Genomic DNA, 21,839 nt, shown 5'->3' with positions numbered 1-21,839 from the left:
GGCGGAAGCCGGACCGACGACGGAAGCCGGCCCGACGGCGGAAGATCATCGCTGTCCGTTATGCCCTACCCTGTGCGGGTGATCCCAGGGAGCGACGCCGCGATCGAGACGCTCGGGCTGCGCAAGACCTACCGGTCTGTGCGGGGGCGCGCCGTGGGGATGGACGGGCTGGACCTGCGGGTGCCCGCCGGCGGCGTGCACGCGCTGCTCGGGCTGCCGGGATCAGGCAAGACCACCACGCTCCGCCTGCTCACCGGCCTCGCGCGCGCCGACGGGGGCGCCATCAAGGTCTTCGGCGTCCCCGTCCCGGACGGCCTGCCCGAACTGGCCGGCCGCATCGGCGCCGTCGTCGGCGAACCCGGATTCCAGGCCCGGCTGAGCGGCCGCCGCAACCTGGCGCTCCTCGCGAGCGCGGCAGGCGTGCCGCGTGCCCGCGTCGACGAGATCCTCACGCGCGTGGTCCTCAGCGACCGGGCCAGGGCGGCGTACGGCACCTACTCCGCCGACGAGGCCCGCCGCCTGGCGCTCGCGGCGGCCCTGCTGCGCGATCCCGACCTCCTCGTGTTCGACGAGCCGAGCGCGGGGCTGGACGCAGTCGGCACACGCGAGATCCGGCAGGCCCTGCGCCGCCTCGCGGACCAGGGCAAGACCGTGCTCGTCGCGACCGGAGTCCTCACCGAGGCGCAGCAGATCGCGGACACGGTAACGGTGCTCGACGGCGGCAGAGTCCTCGCGCAGGGCACCGCCGCTGACCTCCTGGGGGACGGCAAGGTCAGCGTCCGGGTGCGGATCGACGAGCCCGCCCAGGCGGTCGCGACCCTCCGCGCGGCAGGTTTCAAGGTCCGGTCCGACGGCGACGTGCTGCACGTCGACGGCGTCGCCGAACCGGCCGACATCTCTCGCGCGCTGGCGAAGCAGAAGCTCTTCGCCGGTGAGCTGACACCGCAGCGTGAGGACCTGGCGGCCGTCGTCGGGCGACTGCGACCGGTCGTGACGCCGGAGCCGAAGCCCGTGAGCCGCGCCGAGGAGCGGGCCGTGCGTAAGGCGGCCGAGGCGCAGGCCGCAGACCGCAAGAAGGCTGCTGACCAGCGCAAGGCCGCCAAGGAGGCGACGGCCCAGGAGGCCGCGGCCGAGGCGGAGGCGGCTGCGAAGCAGGCGGCGATTGAGGAGAGGGCAGCCGCGAAGCAGGCAGCGGTCGACGAAAAGGCGGCGGAGAAGCAGGCGGCCGCCGCGGCCAAGGACGCCGCGAAACAGGCGGCGATTGACGAGAAGGCGGCCGCGAAGCAGGCAGCGATCGACGAAAGGGCAGCCGCGAAGCAGGCCAAGATCGATGACAAGGCCGCGCAGAAGCTGGCAGCGGCCAACGCGAAGGCTGCGAAGTCGGGTGCGAAGTCCGATGCCAAGCCGGCTGGCAAGCCGGATGCGAAGCCGGACACCAAGCCGGACACCAAGAAGCCCGCCGCGAGATCCGCCAAGGAGAGCTGACGATGGGTTTGCTTCTGGCCGAGCTGCGCCGGTTCGGCGTGCGACCGGCGATCCGGTGGATCGCGGCGGCGATGCTGCTGTACGTCGCCCTCGTGGTCGCGCTGACGGCGTTCGATGCGGACCCGTCGACGCTCACCGAGAGGCTCGCGCAGGGTGAGCTCTCGCTGTACGCGATGACCTCCGTGGTCCTGGCCATGGTCGCGGGCGTCCTGCTGGTGACGGGGGACGCGGCGTCGGGTGGGACACGGGCGGTGCTCACCGTCGAACCGCGCCGCGGGCGCGTGTACTGGAGCAAGGTGGCCGCCGCGGGGCTGGCGGTGCTGCCCGGGGTGGCCGTGGCGTACGCGCTGCTGGCCGCCGGTCTGTACGGGGTGCACGCTCGGGTCGACCTGCTCGGTGGTGCGCAGCCGGACCTGGTGTCCGCGCTGGCGTGGAGCGGCGTCCGGGTGCTCGCGCTCGCGGTGTGCACGGCGGTCGGCGGCGCCGCGCTCGGTGTGCTGGTCCGGCGCTGGTGGGTCGCGGTGGCGCTCGTCGTGGCGTGGTTCGTGGCCGAGCTGATCGTGCTGAGCACGACGTCCGTGGCCCCGGACTGGTCCCTGGCCACCAGTGCGGACGCGTGGGTCCGCGGTACGGGGGCGGTCCCGCTCGTGCAGAGCGCGCTCCTGCTGCTCGGCGTCACGGTGGTGCTGGCCGGGCTCGGTGCTGTTGTGTTCCGACGTCGGGACGTACGCTAGGAGCGGGCCAGGTTTGACTGCAGGTTTGACTGCGAGGCCCGGAATCCCGCGGCTGGGCCGCTGCTGCAACTCGGCCGTGTCTCGGATCGTGGGACCTTCGGCCCGCTGGGTGACACCGGCGAAGAATCGGCGTAACGTGCGTCACGTGCAGACGAACATTCTTGTAGTACTTCCTGAGCGCGCGGCCTAAGCCCAGCACAGGCATCGTCCGCGCGCTCACCCTGGCAGTCCTTCTCACCAAAGGACGCAGGGTTTTTTTGTTGTCACGAACGCTCGCTTTCGCCCCGGGACGGGGCGCGACGGCAGGAGAATCGTATGACCGGCACACCGACACCCGCACAGATCGCTGCGCGCGCCGAAGCACGTGACCAGGTGCGCACCGAGCTTCGGTCCCGCGTGGTAGGCGGCAGGACCGAGCCCGAGGCAGCCACGCCTCGCGTCGGGCCGGAAGAAGTCACGGGCGCGCAGTCCATCGTCCGCTCGCTCGAGGAGATCGGCGTCGACACCGTCTTCGGCATCCCTGGCGGCGCGATCCTGCCCCTCTACGACCCGCTGATGGACTCCGCCAAGCTCCGCCACATCCTGGTGCGGCACGAGCAGGGCGGCGGCCACGCGGCGTCGGGCTACGCCCACGCGACCGGCAAGGTCGGGGTGACCATGGCGACGTCGGGCCCGGGCGCCACGAACCTGGTGACGCCCATCGCGGACGCGCACATGGACTCGATCCCGCTCGTGGCGATCACCGGCCAGGTGGGGGCCTCGGCGATCGGGACCGATGCGTTCCAGGAGGCCGACATCGTCGGCATCACGCTGCCGATCACCAAGCACAACTTCCTGGTCACCGACCCGGACGAGATCCCCCGCACCATCGCGGAGGCGTTCCACATCGCCTCCACGGGGCGGCCGGGCCCGGTGCTCGTGGACATCTCGAAGTCGGCGATGCAGGCGCGCACCACGTTCTCGTGGCCGCAGGAGCTGTCGCTGCCGGGCTACCACCCGGTGACCAAGCCGCACTCCAAGCAGATCCGTGAGGCTGCGAAGCTGCTGGCCACGGCCCGGCGGCCGGTGCTGTACGTGGGCGGCGGCGTGATCCGGTCGGGCGCGGCGGAGCTGCTGCGCAAGCTGGTCGACCTGTCCGGGGCGCCAGTGGTGACCACGCTCATGGCCCGTGGCGCGGTGCCGGACAGCCACCCGCAGCACCTCGGCATGCCCGGCATGCACGGCACCGTGCCCGCGGTGGCGGCGCTGCAGAAGGCCGACCTGGTCTTCGCGCTCGGCGCCCGGTTCGACGACCGCGTGACGGGCAAGCTCTCCAGCTTCGCCCCGCTGGCGTCGATCATCCACGCCGACATCGACCCGGCCGAGATCGGCAAGAACCGCGAGGCGGACGTCCCGATCGTGGGCGACCTCAGCGAGGTCATCGGCGACCTGCTGCCCGAGCTGGCCAAGGAGCACGAGGCGCACGGCAAGCCCGACATCGAGGGCTGGTGGCGCCAGCTCGACGAGTGGCGCCGCACGTACCCGCGCGGCTACACCCAGCCGGAGGACGGGCACCTCTCGCCGCAGCACGTGATCCAGCGCCTCGGCGAGCTGACCGGGCCCGACGGCATCTACGTCGCGGGCGTGGGGCAGCACCAGATGTGGGCGGCGCAGTTCATCAGCTACGAGCGGCCCAACACCTGGATCAACTCCGGTGGCCTCGGCACCATGGGCTACTCGGTCCCGGCCGCGATGGGCGCCAAGGTCGGCATGCCCGACCGGACCGTCTGGGCGATCGACGGTGACGGCTGCTTCCAGATGACCAACCAGGAGCTCGCCACCTGCACCATCAACGACATCCCCATCAAGGTGGCGGTGATCAACAACAGCTCGCTGGGCATGGTGCGGCAGTGGCAGACGCTCTTCTACGAGTCGCGCTACTCCAACACCGACCTGCACACCGGGCACGGCACCATGCGCGTGCCGGACTTCGTGAAGCTCGCCGACGCGTACGGCTGCGAGGGCATCCGCGTGGAGCGAGCGTCCGACGTCGACGCCGCGATCAAGCGGGCCAATCAGATCGACGACCGGCCCGTGGTCGTGGACTTCACCGTCTCGCGGGACGCGATGGTGTGGCCCATGGTCGCCGCCGGCGTGAGCAACGACGACATCCAGTACGCACGCGGCATCTCGCCGGCGTGGGACCGAGAAGACTGAGCGAGGAATGAATCCCATGTCGAACCCCGTGTCGAATCCGACGTCGAGGCACACCCTGTCCGTGCTCGTGGAGAACAAGCCCGGCGTGCTCACCCGCGTCGCCGGGCTGTTCGCCCGGCGCGCGTTCAACATCCACTCCCTGGCGGTGGGCCCCACGGAGCACGAGGAGATCTCGCGCATCACCGTGGTCGTCGACGTCGACGAGCACCCCCTGGAACAGGTCACCAAGCAGCTCAACAAGCTGATCCACGTGATCAAGATCGTCGAGCTCGAACCCGAGTCGTCAGTGCACCGCGAGCTGCTGCTCGTCAAGGTGCGGGCCGACGCCGCCACCCGAACCGGGGTGCTGGAGGTCGTCGAGATGTTCCGGGCCCGGGTGGTCGACGTCGTGCCGGACTCCGTGGTCATCGAGGCGACCGGGCCCGCCGCGAAGCTCGACTCCCTCCTCGTGGCGCTGGAACCGTACGGTGTCCGTGAGATCGTCAAGTCCGGGACGCTGGCAATCGGCCGGGGCGCACGGTCCATCACCGACCGCGCGTTCGAACGCTCCGTCCGGTCCGCGTGAGCCGTACTTCCTGGCCCAACTGTATTTCCCCACCCGTCTTCCCATCCTTCTTTCCGACCCGAGCTCGTCTTTCCAACCCGAACTCGTCTTTCCACCTGTAAAACCCAACACAAGGAGCAAGAACCGTGGCTGAGCTGTTCTACGACGACGACGCCGATCTGTCGATCATCCAGCAGAAGAAGGTTGCTGTGATCGGCTACGGCAGCCAGGGCCACGCGCACGCCCTGAACCTGCGTGACTCCGGTGTGCAGGTGACCGTTGGCCTGCGCGAGGGCTCCGCGTCCCGCGTGAAGGCCGAGAACGAGGGCTTCACCATCGCGACCGTGCCGGACGCCGTCCGGGATGCCGACGTCGTCGTCATCCTCGCGCCCGACCAGGTGCAGCGACACCTGTACGCGCAGGACATCGCGCCGAACCTCAAGGAGGGCGCCGCGCTCGTCTTCGGGCACGGCTTCAACATCCGGTTCGGGTACATCAAGCCCGAGGCCGGGCACGACGTGTTCATGGTCGCGCCCAAGGGCCCGGGCCACATCGTGCGCCGCGAGTTTGCCGACGGCCGCGGCGTCCCCGTGATCGTCGCGGTCGAGCAGGACGCGTCCGGCGCCGCCTGGCCGCTGGCCCTCTCGTACGCCAAGGGCATCGGTGGCCTCCGCGCCGCCGGTATCAAGACGACGTTCACCGAGGAGACCGAGACCGACCTGTTCGGTGAGCAGGCCGTGCTGTGCGGCGGCGCCTCGCAGCTCGTCCAGTACGGGTTCGAGACGCTGACCGAGGCCGGCTACCAGCCGGAGGTCGCGTACTTCGAGGTGCTGCACGAGCTCAAGCTGATCGTCGACCTCATGATCGAGGGCGGCATCGCCAAGCAGCGCTGGTCCATCTCGGACACCGCCGAGTACGGCGACTACGTCTCCGGCCCGCGGGTCATCGACCCGCACGTGAAGGAGAACATGAAGGCCGTGCTGGCCGACATCCAGGACGGCTCCTTCGCGGCACGGTTCATCGCCGACCAGGACGCCGGCGCACCCGAGTTCAAGGAGCTGCGCGCCAAGGGCGAGCAGCACCCGATCGAGGCCACCGGCCGCGAGCTGCGCAAGATGTTCGCGTGGATCAAGCCGTCCGACTCGGACTACGTCGAGGGTTCCGCGGGGCGCTGATCCTGGCGCGCTGACCTTGGTGTTCTCGGGTGCTTGACGGCGTTCGGGAGATGCCTACCGATTCGGGGTGGGTAGCGCTGCGTAGACAATGTCTACGCAGCGCTACCCACCCCGAATCCGTTGTGTCAGCCCGGGGGAGGGCGTGCGCTGTCCGGCTGATGACGGGATGGGTGCTTGGTATCAGCGGGTGCTGGCAGGATGTCCCCCGTGACCGATGACACGACGCCCGAGAAGACCGAGCCCGACGCCGAGCCCGACGCCGAGCTTGACGCCGAGCTTGACGCCGAGCTTGACGCCGAGACGACTGACGCCGAGACGACCGGGGCCAAGGCGGCCGACGTTGAGACCGCTGACGCCGAGGCCTTCGATCCCTCGACGTTCGACCCCGAGGCGGTGTCGGTCGAGGACGCCGAGCTCGCCGCCGAGGTCCTCGACTTCTGGGCCGCGACCCGCCAGTACGCGGGCCTCGCGAAGGCGAGCATCGTCGTCGGGCAGACCGTGAGCGAGACCGTGCCGCCTCAGGCCTGGTCCTTCGGCGACGAGCCCGAGCTCGCGGAGAAGCTGCTCAGCGCGGTCCTGGCGGGGGACAAGACGGCGACGTCGTCCGCCTTCTGGGACTACGACGACGAGGGCGCGCCCCTGCCGATGGTTGGCGAGCTGTCGATCCTGCTCGACGGCGACGGCCACCCGCGGGCCCTGATCCGCACCACGAGCGTCGAGACCACGACGTTCGAGGAGGTCGACGAGGACTTCGCGGCCGCCGAGGGGGACCGCAGCCTCGAGTCGTGGCGCGCGGACCACGAGGCGTACTTCCGCCGGAACCTGCCCGAGAGCCGCGAGTTCGCGGAGGACATGCCAGTGGTGTGCGAGACGTTCGAGCTGCTCTACCCGAAGCCCTGACCCGCGCTGACACCTGACCCGTTCGAGTCGATGTCAGTGTCTCGTTCTAGCGTGTGCGCATCGGCCCGGGACTCGGGTCGGAGGTCACAAGCGAGAGGTGATGGCGATGGTGCTGCGCTGGTATTCGACCGTGGTGGAGTCCACCGACCACAAGAAGCTGGCTCGTTGGTGGGCCGAGGCCCTGAGCTGGCAGGTCATCTTCGAGACGGACTCGGAGTCGGTGCTGGTCCCGCCGTGGGCGCTGGAGCTCTCGGAGAAGCTGGACTTCCACCAGGTGCCACCCGGCATGGTCTTCGTCCCGGTCGAGCACGTGAAGGCCGGAAAGAACCGCCTGCACTGGGATTTCGCGCCGCACACGAGCGACGACCGGGACGCCGAGATCGCCCGGCTGGTCGAGCTGGGCGCGAGCGTGATCGACGTCGGGCAGCCGGACGACGCGAGCTGGACGGTGCTGACCGACCCCGACGGCAACGAGTTCTGCGTGCTCTCGGCGCGAGACCAGTAGCGCGCGGGACGAGTAGCGCGCGGGACCATTAGCGCGCGGGACGAGTAGAGCGCGAGCAGTTGGGCGCGGGCCGGGGGTAGGAGCCGTCGCCGGGGCCGGCCGATGAGTTCCGGGCCCCGGCGCCGTCCGACCTGTATGGGCACACACGTGAAGACCAAGAACCTCGCCGACCTCTACGAGCTCCAGCCGCTCTAGTGGGAGCCCGTCGCCGCGGCACTTGCCGACGTTGGCGACCAGGGTCCTGGAGGTCAGGGGCCTGACCGCCATTCGCACTGGCTCACCACGGTGAACGCCGACGGGAGCCCGCACACCACCGGTGTCGGGGGTTTCTGGGACGACGGCGGGTACTTCGTCGTGTCCGGCCGGAGTGCTCGCAAGGGGCGGAACATGGAGCGTGAGCCACGCTGCACGATCGCGGTCGCTACGGACGACTACGACGTCGTCGTGGAGGGCGTCGCCGCGCTGGTGACTGACCCGGCCACGGTCGCGCACATCGCGAAGGTCGCGGCCGAGGGCGGCTGGCCGGCGGGGGTGGATGAGTCCGGTACTGCGCTCACGGCGCCGTACAGCGCGCCGTCGGCGGGACCGGCGCCGTGGCACGTGTATCGGGTTACCCCCACCAGGGCGAACGCGCTGCACGTGCGGGAGCCGGGCGGGGCGACGTCCTGGTCGTTCGACTGAGCCTCGTGACTGAGCCTCGTGACTGAGCATCTTCACTGGGCCTCAGCGCGTCCATTCCGTGAGACCTGCGTCTCAACCGACCGTGCGCGCGGATAGGCTCCGGACATGGCACAGGTGGGTACAACAGGCGGCATCGACCTCGCAGTGGTCGCAGGTGACGGCATCGGTACCGAGGTCGTCGAACAGGGCCTCGCGGTGCTCGAGGCGGCGTTGGCGCCGTCGGGCACCAAGCTCTCCACCACCGAGTTCGACCTGGGCGCGCGCCGCTGGCACGCGACGGGCGAGACCCTCACCGACGAGGACCTCGAGAAGATCAAGGGCCACGACGCGATCCTGCTGGGCGCGATCGGCGACCCGTCGGTCCCGAGCGGGGTGCTGGAGCGGGGTCTGCTGCTCAAGCTCCGCTTCGCGCTCGACCACTACGTGAACCTGCGCCCGACCAAGCTCTACGAGGGCGTCGCCAGCCCGCTGGCGAACCCGGGCGAGATCGACTTCGTAGTGGTCCGCGAGGGCACCGAGGGACCGTACGTCGGCAACGGCGGTGCGCTGCGCGTCGGCACACCGCACGAGATCGCGACCGAGGTCAGCGTCAACACCGCATTCGGCGTCGAGCGTGTGGTCCGCGACGCGTTCGCCCGGGCCGCGGCGCGTCCCCGCAAGCACCTCACGCTGGTCCACAAGCACAACGTGCTGGTCCACGCGGGCCACCTGTGGCGCCGCACGGTCGAGAAGGTCAACGCCGAGTTCCCCGACGTCACCACCGACTACGCGCACGTGGACGCCGCGACCATCTACCTGACGACCAACCCGAGCCGGTTCGACGTGATCGTCACGGACAACCTCTTCGGTGACATCCTCACCGACCAGGCCGCTGCGATCTCGGGCGGTATCGGGCTGGCGGCGTCGGCCAACATCAACCCCGACCGCACCGCGCCGTCGATGTTCGAGCCGGTCCACGGCTCGGCGCCGGACATCGCGGGCCAGGGCAAGGCCGACCCCACGGCCACCATCCTCTCGGTCTCCCTCCTGCTGGACCACCTGGGCTTCGCGGCCGAGTCCGCGCGCGTCCACGACGCAGTCGCCGCGGATCTCGCGGCGCGCGGCGCCGCGGTACGCACGACCGACGAGGTAGGCCGCGACATCGCGGCCCGCGTGACCGAGTAAGCCCGCTGCACGACGGCGGCGCCCAGGGTCACGCAGACCGACCCCGGGCGCCGCCGTCGTACGTCGAAGGCCGTCCGGGTAGACACCCGGCTCGGATGCTCCACTGTTGGATCCTCCACTGTCTTGGATGCTCCGCCGTCCTGCCGGGCGTGGAAGACTGACCAGAGCATTCCGGTGAAAGGCATCGACATGACAACCACGCAGAACCCCATCCTCCCGACGAGGCTCGAAGACCTCGTTGCGCTCTTTGATGTGCGGCCCACCGACGCGCCCACGTCCGAGGAGGAGCGCGTCGAAGCGCTCCGTGCGCCGAAGTTCGGGACCAAGTTCACGGACCACATGGCCCGCGTCTCCTGGTCCAGCGCCGACGGCTGGAAGGACCGGCGGATCGAGCAGTACGGTCCGCTCCAGCTCGACCCGGCGACCGCCGTGCTGCACTACGCGCAGGAGATCTTCGAGGGGCTCAAGGCGTACAAGCACGCCGACGGCTCGGTCTGGACGTTCCGTCCCGACCAGAACGCCGCACGCTTCGCCCGGTCCGCGCACCGGCTCGCGCTGCCGGCGCTCAGCGTGGACGACTTCATCGGGTCGCTGGCCGCCCTGGTCCGCACGGACATCGACTGGGTGCCCGACGGCGAGGACTCGTCCCTCTACCTGCGCCCCTTCATGTACGCCTCCGAGGTGTTCCTCGGCGTGCGGCCCAGCCTCGAGGCCGAGTACCTCGTGATCGCGTCGCCGGTGGGCCCGTACTTCTCGGGCGGCGTCCGCCCGGTGTCGATCTACGTGTCCGAGGAGTACCACCGCTCGGGCCCGGGCGGGACGGGCGACGCGAAGTCCGGCGGCAACTACGCGGCGAGCCTGCTGCCGCAGATGGAGGCCCAGCAGCAGGGCTTCGACCAGGTGTGCTTCCTCGACGCGGTGGAGAACAAGTACCTGGAAGAGCTTGGCGGGATGAACGTGTTCGCTGTTCTTGACGACGGCACGATCCACACGCCTGAGCTGTCCGGCACCATCCTGGAGGGCGTGACCCGGTCGTCGATCCTGCGGCTCGCGGCGGACCGCGGCTACGAGGCCGTCGAGCGCCGCATCCCGCTGGCCGACGTCGTCACCGGGCTGCGGTCCGGGAAGGTCAAGGAGTTCTTCGCTTGCGGCACCGCCGCCGTCGTCACGCCGGTGGGGCGGCTCGCCGGGTCGAACTTCGACCTGGAGGTCAACGGCGGCGAGGCGGGCGAGCTCACCATGTCGATCCGCCAGGAGCTCACCGACATCCAGTACGGGCGCACCGAGGACCGGCACGGCTGGATGCGCCGGCTGGCCTGACCGCTCGTTTGATCAGTTGTGTGGAGGGCCCGCGGCGTCAGCTGGTGGGCCCTCCGCGCATCTCCAGGTCGATCTGCGCCGCGTCGAGGTTGGCCAGCACGTACGCCAGGACGTCCGCGTCGAAGGTGCCGTTGTCGCGGGCGTCGAGCAGCGCCGACCGCTGTGCGGCGATGACCGCGAGGCGGTACTGCTTCGCCCCTGCGAACTGTTCCCGCGTGTGCGGCCCCTCCTGCGTCGCCTCGTGATCGGGCTCGTGCTCACCCTCGTTTCCTGCCTCGTACTCTCCCTCGCGCTCTCCTTCGGGCTCGGGCTCGTGCTCCGGCGGCGCCGGGACCGCCTCGGCGGCGGTCCGCATGAGCGCGAAGATCCGGGCCCGCTCCGTACGGTCCTGCTCGTCGACCGCCGCCTGGTCCACGTCTGGCGTGATGCGGCGCAGCAGCGGGCCAAGCGTGCCGCCCTGGACGAGGAGCGACAGCAGGGCGACCGCGAACGCGATGAGCACGAGCAGCGATCGCTGCGGGGTGTCCTCCGGGAGCGTCTGCGCCGCGGCCACGGTCACCGCACCGCGCATGCCCGCCCAGACGATCGCGGTGCCTTCGCGCCAACCCAGCGGCTCGCGAAGGAAGTAGTCGATGTCTGCGAGCACCCGCGTGACCCGGAGTGCGAACCGGTCGATGTTGCGCTCGTCCGTCCTGCGCTCGTCCGTCCTGCGCTCGTCCATCCTGCGTTGCGGGCGTGCCCCGCCGGCCCGGCCCCGTGACCCGGCCCTGCCCTGTGACCGTGCGCTGACCTCGGCGAACGTTTCCTTCGCACCCTCCGGCGTGGCGAGCTTCTCCTGCATCCCCTGCAGCCGGGGCTGCAGCTGCTCGCCGCGCCGGACCCGGCGGGCGAGGATGCCGAGCAGCGGCGTCACGTACGCCGCACGCACCAGGATCGTCAGCAGGAGCGCGCCGCCCGCGATGAGCACGGCGGTCCCGACCCCGGCGTGGTCCCGTTGCACGCTCGTCACGATCTCCTTGATCTGCAAGCCCATCGTCAGGAACACCGCGCCCTCGAGGACAAGCTCGACCGTGCGCCAGTTCTGCGCGTCCGACAGCCGGTTCTGGGGCGAGAGCTCGCGCGCCGCGCGGATCCCGGTGATCAGACCCGCGACGACGGCGGCCACCAGGCCGGACGCCCCGAGGGCCTCGGCGAGCACGACGGCGACGAACGGCACCGTGAACGAGAGGACGGTGTTGACCGTCGGGTCCGTCAGGCGCCTGCGGACCGTGAGATTCAGCCAGGACACGACCCCGCCGATCGCCACCGCGACAGCCACGGAGTATGCGAACGTGCCGACCGCACCCCAGAACGAGAACGACGCGGCGGTCGCGACGATCGCGGTCCGCAGCAGCACGAGCGCCGTCGCATCGTTGAGCAGGCTCTCGCCGTCGAGCATCGCCACCACGCGTTTGGACACCGGCGTCTGCTTGACGATCGACGTCGCGACGGCGTCGGTCGGGCTCACGATCGCGCCCAGGGCGACGCCCCACGCGAACCCGAGGTCCGGGATGACGAGCATGAAGAACAGGCCGAGCGCGAGCGCGCTGCCGACAACGAGGAGCACGGACAGGCCGCTGATCGCCCCGAACTCGCGGCGGAAGTTCATCGCCGGCATCGACACCGCGGCCGAGTAGAGCAGCGGCGGCAGGACGCCCTCGAGGATCCACTCCGGCTCGATGTGCGTCGACTCGAAGACGGGCAGAAAGCTCGCCGCGACGCCGATGCCGACCAGCACGAGGGGTGCTGCGATGCCCAGGCGCGGGCCGGCGACGGTCGCCGCGGCGATCGCCACCAGTGCGGTCACGATCACGACGAGCGGTTCGGTCATGTGCCAAGACTGGCAGCAAACTACTGCGCGTTCAGCCCCAGAGCCTGCCGATCGCGTCCCGGGCCACCAGGAACCCCACGATCCCGACGACCCACGCGGTGGTGCTCGCCGCGTTCTTCGTGAGCCACGCGTCGAGCCGGCTGAGAGGACGCTCCACCAGCCCTGCGGCGACGACGCGCAGGGTCAGGAACACCAGGGCGGGCGCGATCATGATCGCGCAGTACCCCAGGATCCAGAGCCCCGACATCGGCCAGCCCGGACCCTGCGTACCGATCAGGCCGAGCGCGGCGAGGTACGGAAGCATCGAGGCGATCTCGACCAGGCCGGCCGTGACGGCCAGAGCCACGAGCCCGCGCATCGACCCGGCCTCCGAGCCGACGGCGCGCTCCCGCCAGCGGTTCAGGCGGCCGCCAGCGGGGGTCTGCTGCGCGGCACCCTGCGCGGCACTCTGCGCGGCACCGTCGGCCGTCCCGTCCCCTGCCCGGGATGCAGGCAGCCCCGCTGCGATCCGCTCGGCCTCGCGCTCTGCTGCCTCCTTCGCCGCACGCTTCTGGGCGCTCGCCGGGTCCAGCCGGAAGCTCCACACGAACAGCCCGACGCCGACCGCGAGCTGCGCGATCAGGAACGGACGGGAGTCGGCCAGCCCGGCGAACAGGTCACCCAGCGTCGAGGCGAACAGCAGGATCAGGATGCCCAGCACCGCATAAAAGCCGGCGATCGATCCGAGGTACACGAGGATCCGCCCCGCACGTACCCGGCCGGGCGTCATGAGCAGCCACACCGGGATGAGGAGGGTGCCGAAGCTGGTGGAGTCGATGAGCGCGAGCAGCGCCAGGGCGCCGAACAGCACGGCACCCGTGAGCTCGCCGGAGATGAAGTCCATGGCAGCCAGCCTGGCGGACGTCCCACAGGTCCGCATCGGCCGAAGCGCCGACAGTCGGTACATCGTTCGGATGACCCGCACCGCGCGCCGTCGTGCTGAGATAGGGAGATGTTCCGCACGATCGCCCCGCTGCTCGGCACCCTCGTGGCTGCGGTCCGCGCGGAGGACCGCCGCGGGGACATCGTGACGGCGGCAGGCCTCTTCCTCATCGCGATGACGCTCGGCGCCCTCGGCCTGACCGGGACGTCCTGGCCCGGCCGTCCAGACACACCGCTCTGGTGGTTCACCGGCCCGACGCTCGTCGGCTGCATCGCGCTCGTCTGGCGGCGGACCCGCCCCCTCCTCGTCCTCTGCGTCGTCACCCTCACGTTCGGCGCCGACGTCGCCCTCGGCGGCAGCGTCGGCATGATCGTGCTCCTGTGGGAGGCGCTCTACGCGGTCAACCTGCACGGTGCCCCGACGGCGCGGCGCGTGGCCGCCATCGGCGTCGGGCTCGCCTCCTTCGCCGTGGCCGTAGTGGTGGGCGAGCTCACCCGCGACGCGCGCGCCGCCGTCCTCGGCGGCCTCCAGGCGGCCACCCTCCTGGTCACGCCGCTGTGGTGGGGCGCCAACGTGCGCCAGGGCCGCGAGCTCACCGCCGCCGCGCAGGACCGGGAACAGCTCGAACGGGAACGCGGCACCGCACTCCTGCGACTCGCGGAGGCATCCCGGCACGACGCCGTCCGCGCCGAGCGCACCGCCGTCGCCCGCGACCTGCACGACGTCATCGCCTCCCACCTGTCGGCCATCGCCATCACGTCGGGCGCGGCGCTCGCAGGTCCCGCGGGGGCGGAGCGCGACCGGGCCGCACTGCGCAGCGTGCGCACGGAGAGCCTCGCCTCGCTGGAGGAGATGCAGGCGATGATCCGGGTGCTGAGCGCGAGCCCGGTGCCGGACGAGGACAGCTCCGGCAGGACTGAATCCGGCAGGGCTGACTCTGGCAGGGCTGACTCTGGCAGGGCTGACTCCGGCAGGGCGGGCTCGAACTCGACGGGCTGGGCGGCATCCGGCTCGGCGACATCCGGCTCGGTGGTGGCAGGCTCGGCGGCGGCAGGCTCGGACAGGGCAGGTACGGCCGCGTGGCGTGCGGAGTCCGATCGGTTCGGTGCCGGTGCCGGTGCCGGTGCCGGTGCCGATGCCGATGCCGATGGCGGCTCAAGCCTTGGTTTCGGCGGCAGCATCGGTCTGCTCGCCGCGCCGCGGGCCGCGCAGCTCGCCGGGGTGCTGGACCAGGTGCGGCTCGCCGGGCTGGACCTGACCGTGACGGACCCGGGCGGTCTGCTGACCGGCCGGACGCCGCTGCCCACGGCCGTGGATCACGCCGTGTACCGGGTGGTACGCGAGGCCCTGACGAACGTGCTCAAGCACGGCGGCACCCGGGCCGAGCTGCGGGTCGTCGCGGGGGAGAGACTGGAGCTGGAGGTGCACGACGTCGGTGTGCGTCCCGGTGAGACACCCCGCGCCCGGGCCGACGTCGGCGGCGGCACCGGGATCGGGCTCGTGTCGATGCGGGAGCGCGTCGAGTCCCTCGGCGGCTCGTTCGAGGCGGGGCCTGTGCGTGCTGGGGGCGCCAGCCCCGACAGCACGGGATGGCGGGTCCGGGCAGTCCTGCCGCTGCCCGGCCGCACAGCTGCAGGGTCCGCGCCTGCAGGGCCCGCGCCCGTAGGGTCCGCGCCGTCCGCGCCGTCGGATCCGCCAACACCGGAGGTCCGCGCATGATCCGTGTCCTGCTCGCCGACGACCACGCGGCGATCCGCGCGGGTCTGCGCATGCTGCTCGCGACGGCCGGTGACATCGAGGTCATCGGCGAGGCCGGTGACGGCGCCGTAGCGGTGGCGAACGCCCGGGCGCTGCGTCCCGACGTCGTACTGATGGATGTCCGCATGCCCGGGACCGACGGTGTGACCGCGACCCGCCAGATCGTGGACGAGGGGCTGGCCGAGGTGCTCGTGCTGACGACGTTCGACCTGGACGAATACGTGTTCGGCGCGCTGCGGGCCGGCGCGGCGGGCTTCCTCCTGAAGACCGCCGAGGCGTCCGCGCTGGTCGACGCGGTGCGGCACGTCGCGGCCGGCGACGGCGTCGTGGCGCCGGAGGTGACCCGGCGGCTGATCGCGGAGCTGTCCGCGCCGCGCGACGGGAGTCGCGCGGGCCACCGGGGCGGCCCCGTGACGCCCCTGCCCGCGGACCTGACGCCGCGGGAGCGCGACGTGCTGGCCGGCCTCGGCAGCGGCCTGTCCAACGCGGAGCTCGCCACCGAGCTCACGATCAGCGAGGCCACGGCCAAGACCCACGTGTCACGGGTGCTCGCCAAGCTCGGCGTCACCTCCCGCGTCCAGGCCGCGATCGCGGCCCGCGACGCGGGCCTGGCCTGACGCCGCACTCAACGCCCCGGCACTCAACGAGAAAGACGGTCAGGGCGTGCGCTGGACCACCGTGCGGCTCAGGGTTCCCGTCAGGAGCGACCAGACAGCCGAGCCGATGATGATCCAGACGATCGCGGCGAGGATGGCCGGCACGATCTCCGCCTGGCCCGCGAACGGCACCATGGCGAGGATCACGGTGGCCAGGGCCACCACCCAGCCGAAGAACGCCCTCGGACGCGGTGTGCTCAGGACGAGCAGGTAGAGCACGGCCGCGCCGGCGAGGGCGAAGAGCACACCCGCCACTATCCAGGCCACCAGGTCGGAACCGGTGCCGAACAGGTCGGCCTGCGGCTGGACCTCGAGACCCAGAACCTCTTCGAGGATGAAGTCCGCGGCGAACCCGATGAGGGCAGCCACGAGGACCGTCGCCATCGCGCCGGCCCAGTAGCGGCCGACCTCCAGGCCGAGCCGCGGGTTCTCCGTGCCGGACGAGACCGGCTGGACGTGTTCGTGGGCAGGGCTTCCTACGGGCTGGGTGGGCGTACCCGGGGTCTGGGCGGGCGGCGGATAGACCGGCGGGGGCTGCTCCCCGTACTCGGGGTCATAGGGGCGGTTCGGGTCGCTCATCGCGGTACCTCCGGTTGTGAGCCCTATGTCCACTCCACCACGGATCGGGCCAGGTCGCACGGGACACGACCGGTGAACTGGGCTTTCCCGGTGGTGGGCAGTGGTGCCCATGGTCCTCGGCGGGCACGATCGCTAGGTTCTGGGCAGATGTCATTGCCAGATGTGACTGGCACCGGTTCATCGGAGCTGAGGCAGCCCGGACATTCCCGGGACATTCCTGGTACCCCGGATGGACGAGCCAATATCGTGAGCACACGGAGGTGTCGGTATGGGCGAGATGTACGGTGCGGACGTCGAGGCGCTGCGAGCGCTGGGGACCGCGATGGTGCGGCACGGGGAAGCGCTCGAACGTACTGCTGAGCAGCTCACGGCTGCGGTGACGGAAGCGGAGTGGTCCGGGGAGGACCACGAACGGTTCCTCGACGAGTGGCACACGGTGCTTGCCGTGGCGCTGGTGACCGTGGCGCAGGCGGTTGCGGCCGCCGGGGAACGGGCGGTCGCCAACGCGGACGACCAGGCGGGCACGAGCGAGTCCTACGACGGCGTCGGTGGGAGCGCGGGGCCGTCCCCGGAGGGGACCGACCAGAGCTCGTCCGAGGGGCAGGGCAGCAAGGAGAAGGAGCCGGCGGGCGCGCCCGGCGACATGGGCAAGGTCGAGGACATCGGCCTGGTGCCGCTCGACGACGCGGCGATCGACGCGAGCAAGATCGATCAGGGAAGGCTTGCCGACTGCTGGTTCCTCGCGTCCGCGGGCGCCGTGGCCGAGAGCAATCCGAAGTGGATCCAGGACCACATCAAGTACAACGCCCAGGACGGCACCTACACGGTGACGTTCTACGACGACGGCGAACCGGTACAGATCACCGTCGAGGACACCGCCTACGAGAACGCCGCGGGCGACCCGAACGGCAAGGCGTCGTGGATCACGGTCTACGAGAAGGCCGCAGCGGTGTTCATGGGGGGTGACTACGAGGACATGAACTACGACGATCCCGCAAACGCGCTGGAGATGATCACCGGCAAGGACACCTCGAGCGACTCGCTCGACCCGGCCCTGCCGTGGGAGGACCCACCCAGCCTCCAGTCCATCGGCGAGCGCGTGAAGAACGGTGAGCCTGTTGTCGCCGCCACCCCGGACGGCGGTGGCTGGTTCGGCGACCCGCCACCGGACAACAAGGTCGTGGGCAACCACGTGTACACGGTGCAGGGCGTCTCGGAGGACGGCAAGACGATCACCCTGGTCAACCCGTGGGGGCCGACCGGCGGTACCGGGTCGGACGGCGTCTCGAAGCCCGGCACGCTCACGATGTCGGCCGACGAGTTCTACAAGAACTTTGACTCGGTGACCTACGGTGAGCGCACGAAATGACGGACCTTGATATGACGGACCTTGATGCCCGAGCGGAAGGAGCTGCCATGTCCGACGAAGGACGTCCCGCCGTGCCCGCGGACGCTGTGCCAGTGGACTCTGTGCCCGCGGACGCTGTGCCCTCGGACTCCGTGGTCCGGGTGAGGCAGAGCGCTCAGCTGCGGATCGGGACGGCCCGGATCGGCGTGATGATCGCCGGTCCCCGCCACGGTGTGCCGACGGCGCGCCTGCTCGTGCGCGCCGACGACGGCCGGCACGCTCAGTCGGACGTCGAGGTCGGTCAGCGGGTGGACCTGTTCGACGAGGGCGAGCTTGAGCTCGTCGGCGTCGAGGGCGGCCGCGACCCGAAGGAGCAGAGCGCCGTCCTGGTCCGCCACGTCCCCCACCGGCCCTAGAGCCACAACAAGGCCTTAGCGGACCCCCTGCAGGTCCAGCACCAGGCCCTTCACGGCGGACGCCGGGACCTGGCCGGCGGCGTCGTCGACCCAGCGGGCTACCGACGCCGGGACGTCCGCGTCCGAGCACAGCACCAGCGGCGTGTCCGCCGACGAGTCGGGCAGCCGCCCGTGCGTGCCGCGCACGTACGACGCGTCGAGCGGCGTGGTGCTCATCGCATACCGCAGGCCCAGCTTCTTGCGCACCAGGTTAAGGCCCGCCTTCGCCTTGGCCAGGGGGTCCGCGGGGTTGAAGAACAGCTCGGCGGGGTCGTAGCCGGGCTTGCGGTGGATGTCGACGCCGCGGGCGAACTCGGGCGCCCGGTCGTCGTCGAGCCAGTAGTAGTACGTGAACCAGGATCCCGGTTCCGCCACGACGACCAGCTCACCCGCCCGCTCGTGGTCCAGCCCGTACTTCGCCTGCGCCTCGCGGTCGAGCACCTCGTCGACGCCGGGCACCCCGCGCAGCAGGTCCGCGACCCGGGCGACGTCGGAGGGATCGTCGACGTACACGTGCGCCACCTGGTGGTCGGCGACGGCGAACGCGCGCGACGTCCACGGGTCGAGCTGTTCCTTGCCGTCCTGCGTGTAGACCTCCAGGAAGCCCTCGGTACGCAGCAGCCGGTTGATGTCGACCGGCCGGTTCGCCTTGCCGATGCCGTACTCCGAGACGGCGACGACGGTCACGCCCGCCGCCTCGGCGTCCTCCAGCAGGGGAGCCAGCACGGCGTCGAGCTCGGCCGCCGCGCGGTCCGCCTCGGGCGACTCCGGGCCGAAGCGCTGCAGGTCGTAGTCCAGGTGCGGCAGGTAAGCCGTCGTGAGCGCGGACTTCCGCGACCGCAGCAGGTGCCTGGTCACGTTGACGATCCACTGGGTCGAGGCGATGGACGCCGTCGGGCCCCAGTAGGTGAACAGCGGGAACTCGCCAAACCGGCTGATCAGGTCGTCGTGCAGCGCCACGGGCCGGATGTACGCGTCGGGCGACTTGCGGCCGTCGGCGTGATAGATCGGGCGCGGGGTGATGGTGACGTCGGTGGACATGCCCATCGCGTACCACCAGCACACGTTGTCCGCGCTGTACTCCGGGTCGTGCTTGCGGCCCGCCTCCCACAGCTTCTCGCCCGCGACGAGGCGGTTGTGCTGACGCCAGAGATACACGTCGCCCAGCTCGCGGAAGTACCAGCCGTTGCCGACGATCCCGTGCTCGGCAGGCATCAGCCCGGTCAGCATCGTCGACTGCACGCTGCAGGTCACAGCGGGCAGCACGGTGGCGAGCTCGGACTGCCAGCCCGAGTCCGCGAGCCGGCGCAGGCGCGGCATGTGGGCCAGCGCGCGGGCGGTCAGCCCGACGACGTCGAGCAGCAGGACGGGGTTCATGCGTCAGCTCCCTCTGTGACGAGCAGGTTTTCTCCGGCCCAGCGCAGCTCGGCCGCGATCCCGGCCACCAGGCCGGCCTCGCCGGCCTCGCCGGCCTCGCCGTCCGCGCCGGCCGCCCCCGCCACGCCGTCGGGCAGCACGGACCAGGTGTACGTCTCGACGTCGAGGTGCGCCTCGCCGCCGTGCGGCGCGGCCCGCACCGCGGCGACGGCGTCGCGCAGCACCTGGGTGGTCGCCGCCAGCGGCGGCTTCGGCTCGTGGTGCAGCGGCACGTGGAAGTGCACGCGCCAGGGCCCGTCGCCCGGCAGGGCCGGGCGCCGGTCGGCATCCCCGAGTGCTAGCCCTAGCCCTAGCGCCACCGGCAGGTCGTCCGAGGCCAGCACGCTGCCCGACGGCGAGAGCTCGCGCACCTGGTGCAGATAACGCTGCTCGACGAACCGCCCGATCGCCGCCCGCGCACCCGGCGCGGACGGGTCCGCGACCTCCAGCGCCGCGGACGCCTGCACCTTGACCACCCGCAGGCCCGCGTCAGTGATCCGGCGGACGGCGCCGGCCGGGTCCGCGAACGACACCGCGAGGTGGCAGGTGTCCAGGCAGACGCCGACGTGCTCGGGGTCGATCCGCAGGTCGTCGGGCCGATCCGCACGAGTGCGCGGCGCGAGCCACGCGACGACGTCCTCCACCGTGTCCAGCACGCACCCCGGCTCGGGCTCGACGGCGATCCGCACGGTCCGGCCGGTGCGCCGCTTCAGCTCGCGCAGCTCGGCGGACAGCGTGGCGAACGCCCGGGTCGCCTCGTCGTCGTCGGCCTGCGTCCAGGGCGCGCGCCACGCCAGGGGGAGGGTCGAGATCGACCCGGCGATCTGGCTGCTGTTTTCGCCGTCGCCTCCGTTGTTATCACCATTGCTGTCGGGCAGCAGGTCAGCCAGTACCCGGGCGCAGGCGAGCACGTAGTCCAGGCGGGCCCGCTCGGCCCAGGTGGGGGAGTACACCGCGAGCTTGACCACCTCACGGTGGAAACCGCCGTACGGGAAGGCATTGAGGGTGTGCACCTGGAGCCGGTGCTCCGCGAGCGCCGCGCGCAGCCGGTCCCGGTCCGCGGCGGACGCGTCCAGCTGGTGCGCCACCTCGGCGGGCAGCCACAGCCCGACGCCGAGCGTATCCAGGCCCGCGGCCTCACGTACCGGGCCGGCGTACCGGCTGAGCTGGTCGATCACACCGTCCAGGTCCTCGGCGGGGTGCACGTTGGTGCAGTAGGAGAGCAGCATCTCGCTTGCCATCTCAGCCGCCTCAGGCTCGTGCGCCGCGGAGCACGGACGAGCCCTCGAACTCCACGCCGGGCGTCGGGGGAGCGCCCTCGGTGAACCCGGGGACCGGATCGAGCACCAGGTTGCCCGACTGCCCGTAGAAGGCGACGGGGTTGCGCCACAGCACCTGGTCGACGTCGTCGTCGCTGAAGCCCGCCGCGAGCATCGCCTGCGCGGTCTTCGCGGTCTTCAGCGGGTCGGACCGGCCCCAGTCCGCGGCGGAGTTCACGATCATGCGCTCCGTCCCGTACTCCGCCAGCAGCGCGACCATGCGGTCCTCGTCCATCTTCGTGTCGGGGTAGATGGAGAACCCGGCCCACGCCCCGGCGTCGCGCACCAGCGCCACGTTGGTCTCGTTCAGGTGGTCCACCAGCACCTGCTCCGGCGGCAGCCCGGACTCACGCACGACGTCGAGCGTGCGGTGCGTCCCGGCGAGCTTGTCGCGGTGCGGGGTGTGCACCAGGACGGGCAGCTCGGCGTCCCGGGCCATCTGCAGCTGGGCCGCGAAGACCTCGTCCTCCTCGGGGGTCATCGAGTCGTAGCCGACCTCACCCACCGCCACGACGCCGTCCTTGAACAGGTAGCGCGGGATCTCGGCGAGCACCTCGCGGCAGCGCGGGTCGTTCGCCTCCTTGGGGTTGAGCGCGATCGTCGCGTGGTGCCGGATGCCGAACTGCGCCGCCCGGAACCGCTCCCAGCCGAGCAGGGAGTCGAAGTAGTCGGTGAACGAACCCACGCTGGTGCGGGGCTGGCCCAGCCAGAACGCCGGTTCGACGACGGCGCGCACGCCCGCCGCGTACATCGCCTCGTAGTCGTCGGTGGTGCGGCTCGTCATGTGGATGTGCGGGTCGAAGATGCGCATC

At 71.1% G+C, this 21,839-nt stretch carries 19 protein-coding genes and 1 pseudogene; 14 read left to right on the top strand and 6 right to left on the bottom strand.

Going from position 1 to position 21,839, the window contains the following annotated elements:
- The first annotated feature begins 78 nt into the window (after positions 1 to 78).
- From AB1046_RS11625 to AB1046_RS11580, 10 genes and pseudogenes are all read left to right on the top strand, one after another.
- The gene (locus tag AB1046_RS11625; RefSeq protein ID WP_369375435.1) at positions 79 to 1,485 is read left to right on the top strand and encodes an ATP-binding cassette domain-containing protein; all 1,407 of its coding nucleotides are present in this window, start codon (positions 79 to 81) and stop codon (positions 1,483 to 1,485) included.
- A 2-nt stretch (positions 1,486 to 1,487) separates the two neighbouring features.
- Positions 1,488 to 2,219: a hypothetical protein gene (locus AB1046_RS11620; protein WP_369375433.1), complete on the top strand. Its 732-nt coding sequence runs from the start codon at positions 1,488 to 1,490 to the stop codon at positions 2,217 to 2,219.
- A gap of 315 nt (positions 2,220 to 2,534) precedes the next feature.
- Positions 2,535 to 4,415, top strand: a complete 1,881-nt coding sequence (locus tag AB1046_RS11615) for an acetolactate synthase large subunit (protein ID WP_369375431.1) — start codon at positions 2,535 to 2,537, stop codon at positions 4,413 to 4,415.
- Between the two features lie 16 nt (positions 4,416 to 4,431).
- Positions 4,432 to 4,980 (top strand): acetolactate synthase small subunit, encoded by a 549-nt coding sequence (gene ilvN / locus AB1046_RS11610; RefSeq protein WP_369375429.1) that lies wholly within the window; start codon positions 4,432 to 4,434, stop codon positions 4,978 to 4,980.
- Between the two features lie 125 nt (positions 4,981 to 5,105).
- The gene (gene ilvC / locus AB1046_RS11605; protein ID WP_369375427.1) at positions 5,106 to 6,134 is read left to right on the top strand and encodes a ketol-acid reductoisomerase; all 1,029 of its coding nucleotides are present in this window, start codon (positions 5,106 to 5,108) and stop codon (positions 6,132 to 6,134) included.
- A 207-nt stretch (positions 6,135 to 6,341) separates the two neighbouring features.
- Complete coding sequence (locus AB1046_RS11600; RefSeq protein ID WP_369375425.1) at positions 6,342 to 7,034, top strand: ASCH domain-containing protein; 693 nt, start codon at positions 6,342 to 6,344, stop codon at positions 7,032 to 7,034.
- A 106-nt stretch (positions 7,035 to 7,140) separates the two neighbouring features.
- A complete protein-coding gene (locus AB1046_RS11595; protein ID WP_369375423.1) occupies positions 7,141 to 7,539 on the top strand; it encodes a VOC family protein in 399 nt (132 codons plus the stop codon).
- 276 nt (positions 7,540 to 7,815) lie between these two features.
- Positions 7,816 to 8,220, top strand: a pseudogene (locus AB1046_RS11590) (pyridoxamine 5'-phosphate oxidase family protein); the annotation flags it as partial.
- A 105-nt stretch (positions 8,221 to 8,325) separates the two neighbouring features.
- Positions 8,326 to 9,384: a 3-isopropylmalate dehydrogenase gene (locus tag AB1046_RS11585; RefSeq protein WP_369375421.1), complete on the top strand. Its 1,059-nt coding sequence runs from the start codon at positions 8,326 to 8,328 to the stop codon at positions 9,382 to 9,384.
- Between the two features lie 189 nt (positions 9,385 to 9,573).
- Positions 9,574 to 10,704, top strand: a complete 1,131-nt coding sequence (locus AB1046_RS11580; RefSeq protein ID WP_369375419.1) for a branched-chain amino acid aminotransferase — start codon at positions 9,574 to 9,576, stop codon at positions 10,702 to 10,704.
- Positions 10,705 to 10,741: 37 nt separating this feature from the next.
- On the opposite strand, the gene AB1046_RS11575 is transcribed toward AB1046_RS11580, so the two are convergent.
- Positions 10,742 to 12,574 carry a cation:proton antiporter gene (locus tag AB1046_RS11575; protein WP_369375417.1) on the bottom strand — a complete coding sequence of 611 codons (1,833 nt, stop codon included), beginning with the start codon at positions 12,572 to 12,574 and terminating at the stop codon, positions 10,742 to 10,744.
- A 31-nt stretch (positions 12,575 to 12,605) separates the two neighbouring features.
- On the bottom strand, positions 12,606 to 13,457 hold the full coding sequence (locus AB1046_RS11570; RefSeq protein ID WP_369375415.1) for a GAP family protein: 852 nt from the start codon (positions 13,455 to 13,457) through the stop codon (positions 12,606 to 12,608).
- A 108-nt stretch (positions 13,458 to 13,565) separates the two neighbouring features.
- Here AB1046_RS11570 and AB1046_RS11565 point away from each other — a divergent pair, with 108 nt between their 5' ends.
- Positions 13,566 to 15,215: a sensor histidine kinase gene (locus AB1046_RS11565; protein ID WP_369375413.1), complete on the top strand. Its 1,650-nt coding sequence runs from the start codon at positions 13,566 to 13,568 to the stop codon at positions 15,213 to 15,215.
- The gene (locus tag AB1046_RS11560) at positions 15,212 to 15,871 is read left to right on the top strand and encodes a response regulator (RefSeq protein ID WP_369375411.1); all 660 of its coding nucleotides are present in this window, start codon (positions 15,212 to 15,214) and stop codon (positions 15,869 to 15,871) included. The genes AB1046_RS11565 and AB1046_RS11560 overlap by 4 nt, the downstream gene beginning before the upstream one ends.
- A 39-nt stretch (positions 15,872 to 15,910) precedes the next feature.
- Here the strand turns inward: AB1046_RS11560 and AB1046_RS11555 are convergent, their stop codons facing one another.
- Entirely contained in the window at positions 15,911 to 16,489 is a 579-nt protein-coding gene (locus tag AB1046_RS11555; protein ID WP_369375409.1) for a DUF6069 family protein, read from the bottom strand.
- 268 nt (positions 16,490 to 16,757) lie between these two features.
- On the opposite strand from AB1046_RS11555, the gene AB1046_RS11550 reads away from it, so the two are divergent.
- Together AB1046_RS11550 and AB1046_RS11545 are read left to right on the top strand one after the other, a co-directional pair.
- Complete coding sequence (locus AB1046_RS11550) at positions 16,758 to 17,858, top strand: C2 family cysteine protease (protein WP_369375407.1); 1,101 nt, start codon at positions 16,758 to 16,760, stop codon at positions 17,856 to 17,858.
- A 47-nt stretch (positions 17,859 to 17,905) separates the two neighbouring features.
- Complete coding sequence (locus AB1046_RS11545) at positions 17,906 to 18,253, top strand: hypothetical protein (protein WP_369375405.1); 348 nt, start codon at positions 17,906 to 17,908, stop codon at positions 18,251 to 18,253.
- A 15-nt stretch (positions 18,254 to 18,268) separates the two neighbouring features.
- On the opposite strand, the gene AB1046_RS11540 is transcribed toward AB1046_RS11545, so the two are convergent.
- From AB1046_RS11540 to AB1046_RS11530, 3 genes are read right to left on the bottom strand one after another with little or no spacing between them, the layout of a single operon-like run.
- On the bottom strand, positions 18,269 to 19,669 hold the full coding sequence (locus tag AB1046_RS11540) for an alkaline phosphatase family protein (protein WP_369375403.1): 1,401 nt from the start codon (positions 19,667 to 19,669) through the stop codon (positions 18,269 to 18,271).
- Positions 19,666 to 20,949, bottom strand: a complete 1,284-nt coding sequence (gene eboE / locus AB1046_RS11535; protein WP_369375401.1) for a metabolite traffic protein EboE — start codon at positions 20,947 to 20,949, stop codon at positions 19,666 to 19,668. Before eboE ends, AB1046_RS11540 begins: the two co-directional genes overlap by 4 nt.
- Positions 20,950 to 20,959: 10 nt before the next feature.
- Complete coding sequence (locus AB1046_RS11530) at positions 20,960 to 21,838, bottom strand: TatD family hydrolase (protein WP_369375399.1); 879 nt, start codon at positions 21,836 to 21,838, stop codon at positions 20,960 to 20,962.
- Between the last annotated feature and the right edge of the window lies 1 nt (position 21,839).

The sequence above is a fragment of the Promicromonospora sp. Populi genome (assembly GCF_041081105.1).
GTDB lineage: Bacteria > Actinomycetota > Actinomycetes > Actinomycetales > Cellulomonadaceae > Promicromonospora.
The sequence above is the reverse complement of the archived record's forward strand: the minus strand, read 5'-3'. Positions and strand labels throughout refer to the sequence as shown.